This is a genomic window from Streptomyces sp. NPDC052023 (assembly GCF_044548465.1).
Lineage (GTDB): Bacteria > Actinomycetota > Actinomycetes > Streptomycetales > Streptomycetaceae > Streptomyces.
The window spans coordinates 97,658-104,308 of record NZ_JBIUBW010000024.1 but is presented as its reverse complement, the minus strand read 5'-3'; the positions used below and the strand labels follow the sequence as shown (position 1 = coordinate 104,308).

Sequence of the window (6,651 nt, the reverse complement as noted above, 5' to 3'; positions counted from 1 at the left end):
GGGCAGGCCACCCGCACGATCTGGCAGCCCGACGCCGTCAGCTCCGCGATCTGCTGGAGCGTGGCACCGATGTCCGACGTACGCGTCGTCGTCATCGACTGCACCGACACCGGTGCCCCGCCCCCGACCGCCACCGGCCCGACCTGGATCTGCCGCGACGCCCGTCGCCCGGCGACCGGCCGCGTCGCAATGTCGGGGACGCCCAGGGGAACGGCGGTCATGACCTCACTCCCGGTTTCCGGAGACCGTCTCGCGCATGGCGCGCAGCGACTCCTTCAGCGACCCCATGGTGGCGAGGACGGCGGTCGGCTCGTAGCCGCAGTGCGCCATGCAGTTGGCGCAGCGCGGGTCCTTGCCGCGGCCGTACTTGTCCCAGTCGGTCTCCTCGACCAGTTCGCGGTACGTCGGCACGTACCCGTCGCTCATCAGGTAGCAGGGGCGCTGCCAGCCGAAGAGCGAGTAGTTCGGGATCGCCCACGCGGTGCAGGGGAAGTCGACCTTGCCCTCCAGGAAGTCCAGGAAGAGCGGCGAGTGGTTGAGCCGCCAGCGGCGCCGGTTGCCGCCGGAGAAGGCCTTCTTGAACAGCTCGCGGGTCTGCTCCACGCCGAGGAAGTGCTCCTGGTCGGGCGCCTTCTCGTACGCGTAGGCGGGCGAGATCATCATCTCGTCGACCTGAAGGTCGTCGTTGAGGTAGTTGAGCACCTCGATGACGGTCTGCGGGGTGTCGGTGTTGAAGAAGGTGGAGTTGGTGGTCACCCGGAAGCCGCGCTTCTTGGCCTCCTTGATGGCCGCCACCGCCTCGTCGAACACGCCCTCCTTGGCGACCGACTCGTCGTGCCGCTCGCGCAGGCCGTCGATGTGCACGGCGAAGGCGAAGAACGGCGAGGGCTTGAAGTCGTCCATCTTCTTGCGCAGCAGCATCGCGTTGGTGCACAGGAACACGTACTTGCGCTTGGCCACCAACTGCCGCACGATCTCGTCGATCTGAGGGTGCATCAGCGGCTCGCCGCCCGCGATCGACACCATCGGCGCCCCGGACTCCAGCACCGCTCCCACGGCCTGCGCGACCGGCATGCGCTGCTTCAGCACCCCGGCGGGATGCTGGATCTTGCCGCAGCCCTCACACTTCAGGTTGCAGGCGAACAGGGGCTCCAGCTCGACGATCAGCGGGAACTTGTCGCGCCTGCGGAGCTTCTGTTCAGCCAAGTATGTAGCGACCTTGATGGACTGGCGCAGCGGCATGGCCATCGGGCTCACCTCCTGGGGAGCAGCACATTACGGTGCCATTCAAAGAATGCGGGAAGAATGGAACGAAGGACGCGGAAAGCCGATATTCCACCGCGTACCGTGCCGATACGGACGAGTTCATGTTCTGGAGCGTCCACGACCACCCGGACGGCCGCAACGGGACGTGCGCCCGAGCGCCCGGCGCTCAGAAGCGTTGCGGCGGACTCCATGTCGACGGCGATCGCGCCGGTGGCCAGCAGGCCGGACCGCTCCTGACCGCGCACGACATGGTCGGAGCCGGTGACCGGGCCGGTGTGTACGGTGCGGCCGGGCACCGCACGGCTGAGTTCCTTGACGAGCAGGCCGGTGCCCACGCAGGGCGTCGTACCGTTCGGGTCCCGGGTCTCCTCGGCGACCACCAGGTCACCCGGGTGCATGCCGGGTGCCAGCCCCGCGCAGAAGCCGGTGGCCAGTACGGCGGCATCGGCGAGCGCGGGGTCGGCGAGCGCCCGCGAGACGGACCGCTCGGCGGCGGCCGGCCCCATGCCCGTGCGCAGCACCGTCACCGGCCCGTCCGCGCCGCCCCGCTCACCCAGCCGCAACGCCAGCCGCTCGATGCCGAGCGCACAGGCGATCAGCAGCGGCGGCGAGGCGGCAGTGGCGCTCATGCGCTCCCCTTGGCCCCGGCGCGCGGTCTCTGGGCGAACGGCTCTCCGTGCACATAGCGGCCCAGGGCCGTGAGCGGGAAGACCTGCCGGTAGAGGTGGTAGTTGATCGAGAAGTCCCAGGGGAAGCCCGTCCCGGTGAAGTACGGCTCGTCCCAGGAGCCGTCCTCCCGCTGCGTCGCCGCGAGCCACTCGACGCCGCGCTCGACCGCGCGGGAGTCCCGCTCACCCGCCGCCAGCAGCGCCATCAGCGCCCAGGCGGTCTGCGAGGCGGTGGACGCCCCCCTGCCGCTCCACTCCTTGACGTGCTTGTACGAGCGCAGGTCCTCGCCCCAGCCACCGTCGTCGTTCTGCACGCTCTCCAGCCAGGTCACCGCCCGCCGGATCGCCGGGTGCGAGACGGGGAGACCTGCCGCGGTCAGCGCCGGCACCACCGAACCGGTGCCGTAGACGTAGTTGACGCCCCAGCGTCCGAACCAGGAGCCGTCCGGCTCCTGTTCGGCGAGCAGCCACTCGATGCCGCGCCGGGTCCGCGGGTCGTGGGCGAGGCCCTCCACCGCGAGCATCTCCACCACGTGCGCCGTCACGTCGGCGGACGGCGGGTCGATGACCTCGCCGAAGTCGCAGAACGGCAGCCGGTTGGGGAACCGGCTGGTGTTGTCGACGTCGAAGGCGCCCCATGCGCCGTCCTTCGACTGCATGCCGAGGTTCCAGCGCACCCCGCGCCCGATGGCCTTCTCCACCCGCTCCGGGTCGTGATGGCGGACCCGGCGCAGCGCGAGGACCACCTCGGCGGTGTCGTCGATGTCGGGGTAGTTGTCGTTGTGGAACTCGAACGCCCAGCCACCCGGCGGCAGGTGCGGCCTGCGGACCGACCAGTCGCCGGGCCGTACGACCTGCTCCCCCAGCATCCAGTCCGCCGCCTTCACCAGCCGCGGATGGTCCGCCGGCACACCGGCGTCGGCCAGCGCGATGGTGGCCAGGCAGGTGTCCCACACCGGCGACTGGCAGGCCTCGATCATCCGTGCCCCGTCCTCGCGCCAGACGGCGTACCGGTCGAGGGACTCGAGGCCCGTGCGCATCACGGGGTGCTGGAGGTCGTAGCCCAGCAGGTGCAGGGCGATGAGCGAATACACGGCCGGCGGCTGGATGCCGCCCCAGCAGCCGTCGTTCTCCTGCCGCTCGATGATCCAGCGTGCGGCCGACCGTGTCGCCGCGCGCCGCACGGACCTCGGCACGACCTTGCGCAGGGCGTGCAGGCCCTTGTCCAGGCGCTGGAAGGCGCCGTCCCAACTCGCCATCGCCGCGAGGGGTTTGGCGGGGTTCGGCCGGTCCGGGTCGGTGTGCAGCTCGTCCAGCGGGAAGGGCGCGGGCCGTACCGGGCGCTTGGCGGAGACGACGGTCAGCGGGACGATCGTCTGCCGGGCCCAGCACCCGAAGTCGTAGATGTTGAGGGGCAGCCACTTCGGGAACCAGATGAGTTCCGGGGGCAGTTCGGGCAGGTCCTCCCACTTCCACCAGCCGAACAGGGCGAGCCAGATCCGGGTGAAGACCCGGGCCGCCGCGATGCCGCCCTGGGCGCGGATCCACTCCGCCGCCCTGGCCATGTGCGGCGCGTCGGGGGCGTCACCGGCCAGGCGCAGGGCCACGTAGGCCTCGATGGTGGTGGAGAGTTCGCCGGGCCCGCCGTGGAAGGTGGCCCAGGTGCCGTCGTCGCGCTGCTCGCCGCGGATGAAGAGGGCGGCGGCGCTCGTCGTGGACTCGTCGCGGATGCCCAGGAACTGACGGAGCAGCAGGTCCTCGGCGTCCATGGTGACGTTGGTCTCCAGGTCGCCCTTCCACCAGCCTTCGGCGTCCTGGCGGGCAAGGAGGTGGTCGGTGGCGCGCCGGACGGCGCGTTCGGCGGCCTCGTGGATCCCTGCCGCCACCGGGACGGTGCCGTCGGTTTCGCTGGCCGCGGCAGCCCGGGGCGGCACGGCCCCGGTGCTTCCGTCGGTCGTCGCTGTCATGGCTTCCCCTTCGTGCAGTGCGGCAATGGGTGCGTCTGCTGTGGGTCCGCCGTCGGCCGGTGCACACGGAGATCCGCTGCACCGGCCGGCGACTACGCGAGGGCTATTCGGCCGATAGTGATCATCTCTTTCGTACGACGACGAAGTCGGCGAGCGCCACGAACCGCTCCCGCACCCGGTCGGGCATGGCGACGGCGTCGAGGGCTTCGATGGCGACGGTGTGCTGACGGCGTGCCTCTTCGGCGGTCCACTCGCGGCCGCCGGCCTCCTCGATCAGGGCGGCGCGGGCCGCGAACTCCTCCTCGGAGAAGTGCGCGACGTCGCTGCTCTTGGCGTCGGCGGCGAGCAGCTCGCCGAGCCGCTCCGAGGCACTGCCCCCGGCCGCGAGGGCGGCGACGACCGGCAGGGACTTCTTGCGCTGGCGCAGATCGCTCCAGGTCTGCTTGCCCGTGGCCTCCGGGTCGCCCCAGATGCCGAGCAGGTCGTCGACGGCCTGGAAGGCCAGGCCGAGGTGGTAGCCGTACTTCTCCAGGTTGTCGGCGGTGCGGTCGTCGGCGCCGCCGAGCACGGCACCGATGGAGCTGGCGCAGGCCAGCAGGGCGCCGGTCTTGTTGCCCTCCATCTCCAGGCACTCCCCGACGCTGACGCGGTCCCGGTGCTCGTAGGAGATGTCCTGTGCCTGGCCGTCGATCAGGGCACGGGTCGCGGTGGTCAGCCGGCGGGTGGCGCGGCCGGCCTCGACGGTGCCCAGCTCCAGCAGGATCTCGTTGGCCAGCGCGAACAGGGCGTCGCCGACCAGGATGGCCTGGGCGGGGCCGTGCACCTTCCAGACGGTGTCGCGGTGCCGGCGCTGTTCGTCGCCGTCCATCAGGTCGTCGTGCAGCAGGGAGAAGTTGTGCACCAGCTCGACGGCGACCGCCCCGGGGATGCCGGTCTCGGGGGCGCCCCCGGTGACCTCGGCGGACAGGATGGCGAGGGCGGGGCGTACCGCCTTGCCGCCGTCGCCGTCGGCGGGGTTGCCGGCGGCGTCGATCCAGCCGAAGTGGTAGGCGGCGACCGTGTCCATGGGAGACGCCAGGCGGTCGACGGCCGCCCGCAGTACCGGTGTGGCCAGGGTCCGGCCGCGCTCCAGGAGCGCGGCCACGTCCGCCGCGGTCTCTCGAGCGGCCTTCGAGGCCGGGGGCACAGTGGGCACAGTCTCTCCTCTTGTTGCGGTACCGGAGGTGCGGGAGCCTGCCGCGCGCTGCTCGGTCGTCACGCCGCCTCCTCGACGTCGAAGAGATGGCGGGGGCGGGGCCGGCCCAGGGCACGCAACGCGGCGTCCGCCGCGCCGATGCCGCTGCGGACCGCACTCTCCATGGTCGCGGGCCACCCGGTGGCGGTCCACGCTCCGGCCAGGTACAGGCCGGATGCCTTGGTGCGGGCGCCGGGCCGCAGCCGTCCGACGCCGGGGGCGGGAGCGAAGGTCGCGGTGCGCTCCCGGGTCACGAAGAAGTCCCTCACCCCGGCGCCACGGCTCCGCGGCAGCAGGCGCTCCAGCTCGGGCAGGTACCGGCTACGCAGCGCGGCCACGGGCGCGTCGATCTCGTCCTGCGCGGCCGACTGCGACAGCGCGAGGTACTGGCCGGACTTCAGCCCCGAGGCGGCGGTGCGGTCGAAGACCCACTGCACGGGCGTGCCGAGCGCGGTGAGGAAGGGCGCGTCGACGACCTTGCGGTCGTAGACGACATGGACGTTGAGGATCGGCGCGGTGCCGATCCTCAGCAGCTGTGCCGGATCGTCGAGCGCGCCGTCCGGCAGCAGGTCGTACGTCTCGCGCTGGGGTACGGCGAGCACGACCGCGTCGGCCTCGACGACCTCGCCGGGAACCTGAACGCTCCAACGCCCGTTGCCGTTGTGGGAGATGGAGGTGACGCGTGAACGGATCCTGGTGCGGACGCCCACGGAGTCGAGCGCCCTGCGCGCCAGCCGGTCGTGCAGTTCGCCCAGCGGGACGTGCGCCCAGCCGATGTCGGCCGCGCCCGGGTCGGACAGCAGACCGGTCTTGAACACCATCGCGGCGAGCCCCAGTGAGGCGTCGCCCGCGACCGCGTTGAGGGTGGCGACCCCGACCAGGTCCCACAGGGCCTCGACGGCACGCGCCGACTGACCGTGCGCGGCCAGCCAGCTGCCGAAGTCCTGGGCGTCCAGCGCCGGATCGGCGAGGTCGAGGCCCTTGAGCGCGAGCGCGGCGCGGCCGACCTTGGCGCGTTCGGCGAGTGAGAGGTGCGGATACGTCGCGAGGCTGCGCCCCAGATGCAGCGGCACCGGCAGCGCGTCGCGTCGCAGTCTGCCGAGCCGCCGGCCCTCGGGCTTGGTGACGTCGAGGACGGGCACGTCGAGTCGGTCCTGCAGCGGAGCCAGTGCCGCGCCGCCGATCCGGTCGAGGAACCAGCGGTAGGCGGTGCAGCAGCGCAGATAGACGTGCTGGCCGTTGTCGACGGTCAGTTCGCCACGCTGGAAGGAGAAGGCCAGACCGCCCAGTCTCGGCCTGCCTTCGAGCAGGGTGACGCGCACGCCGGCGTCGGCGAGCGCGAGCGCGGCGGTGATTCCGGCCAGCCCTCCGCCGACCACCACCGTCTCCCGTGCGGGTCCGGACCGCATGCCGTCGGTCATCGCGCACCCTCCCCTGCGCACCCACCGCGAGGCGTCACAGCGCCCCGGCAGGCCGTCTCAGTCAGGGACGCCATCCGGCCACGGAGGGTTGCCTG

General features: G+C 71.9%; 7 protein-coding genes. All 7 read right to left on the bottom strand.

Features of this window, described 5'->3' with window-relative positions; translation table 11 throughout:
- A partial coding sequence (locus ACIHCM_RS33045) for a flavodoxin-dependent (E)-4-hydroxy-3-methylbut-2-enyl-diphosphate synthase (RefSeq protein ID WP_399904175.1) occupies positions 1-221 on the bottom strand: 221 nt, incomplete at its 3' end.
- Between the two features lie 4 nt (positions 222-225).
- Positions 226-1,248 carry an adenosyl-hopene transferase HpnH gene (gene hpnH, locus ACIHCM_RS33040; RefSeq protein WP_399904171.1) on the bottom strand — a complete coding sequence of 341 codons (1,023 nt, stop codon included), beginning with the start codon at positions 1,246-1,248 and terminating at the stop codon, positions 226-228.
- A 5-nt stretch (positions 1,249-1,253) separates the two neighbouring features.
- Positions 1,254-1,895, bottom strand: coding sequence for a 1-hydroxy-2-methyl-2-butenyl 4-diphosphate reductase (locus ACIHCM_RS33035; RefSeq protein WP_399904167.1), 642 nt, complete (start codon positions 1,893-1,895; stop codon positions 1,254-1,256).
- Entirely contained in the window at positions 1,892-3,901 is a 2,010-nt protein-coding gene (shc, locus tag ACIHCM_RS33030) for a squalene--hopene cyclase (RefSeq protein WP_399904164.1), read from the bottom strand. The genes ACIHCM_RS33035 and shc overlap by 4 nt, the downstream gene beginning before the upstream one ends.
- Before the next feature lie 121 nt (positions 3,902-4,022).
- Positions 4,023-5,087 (bottom strand): polyprenyl synthetase family protein, encoded by a 1,065-nt coding sequence (locus ACIHCM_RS33025; protein ID WP_399904202.1) that lies wholly within the window; start codon positions 5,085-5,087, stop codon positions 4,023-4,025.
- A 68-nt stretch (positions 5,088-5,155) separates the two neighbouring features.
- Positions 5,156-6,556, bottom strand: coding sequence for a hydroxysqualene dehydroxylase HpnE (gene hpnE, locus ACIHCM_RS33020; protein ID WP_399904160.1), 1,401 nt, complete (start codon positions 6,554-6,556; stop codon positions 5,156-5,158).
- The gene (locus ACIHCM_RS33015; protein ID WP_399904199.1) at positions 6,553-6,630 is read right to left on the bottom strand and encodes a DUF6380 family protein; all 78 of its coding nucleotides are present in this window, start codon (positions 6,628-6,630) and stop codon (positions 6,553-6,555) included. Before ACIHCM_RS33015 ends, hpnE begins: the two co-directional genes overlap by 4 nt.
- Between the last annotated feature and the right edge of the window lie 21 nt (positions 6,631-6,651).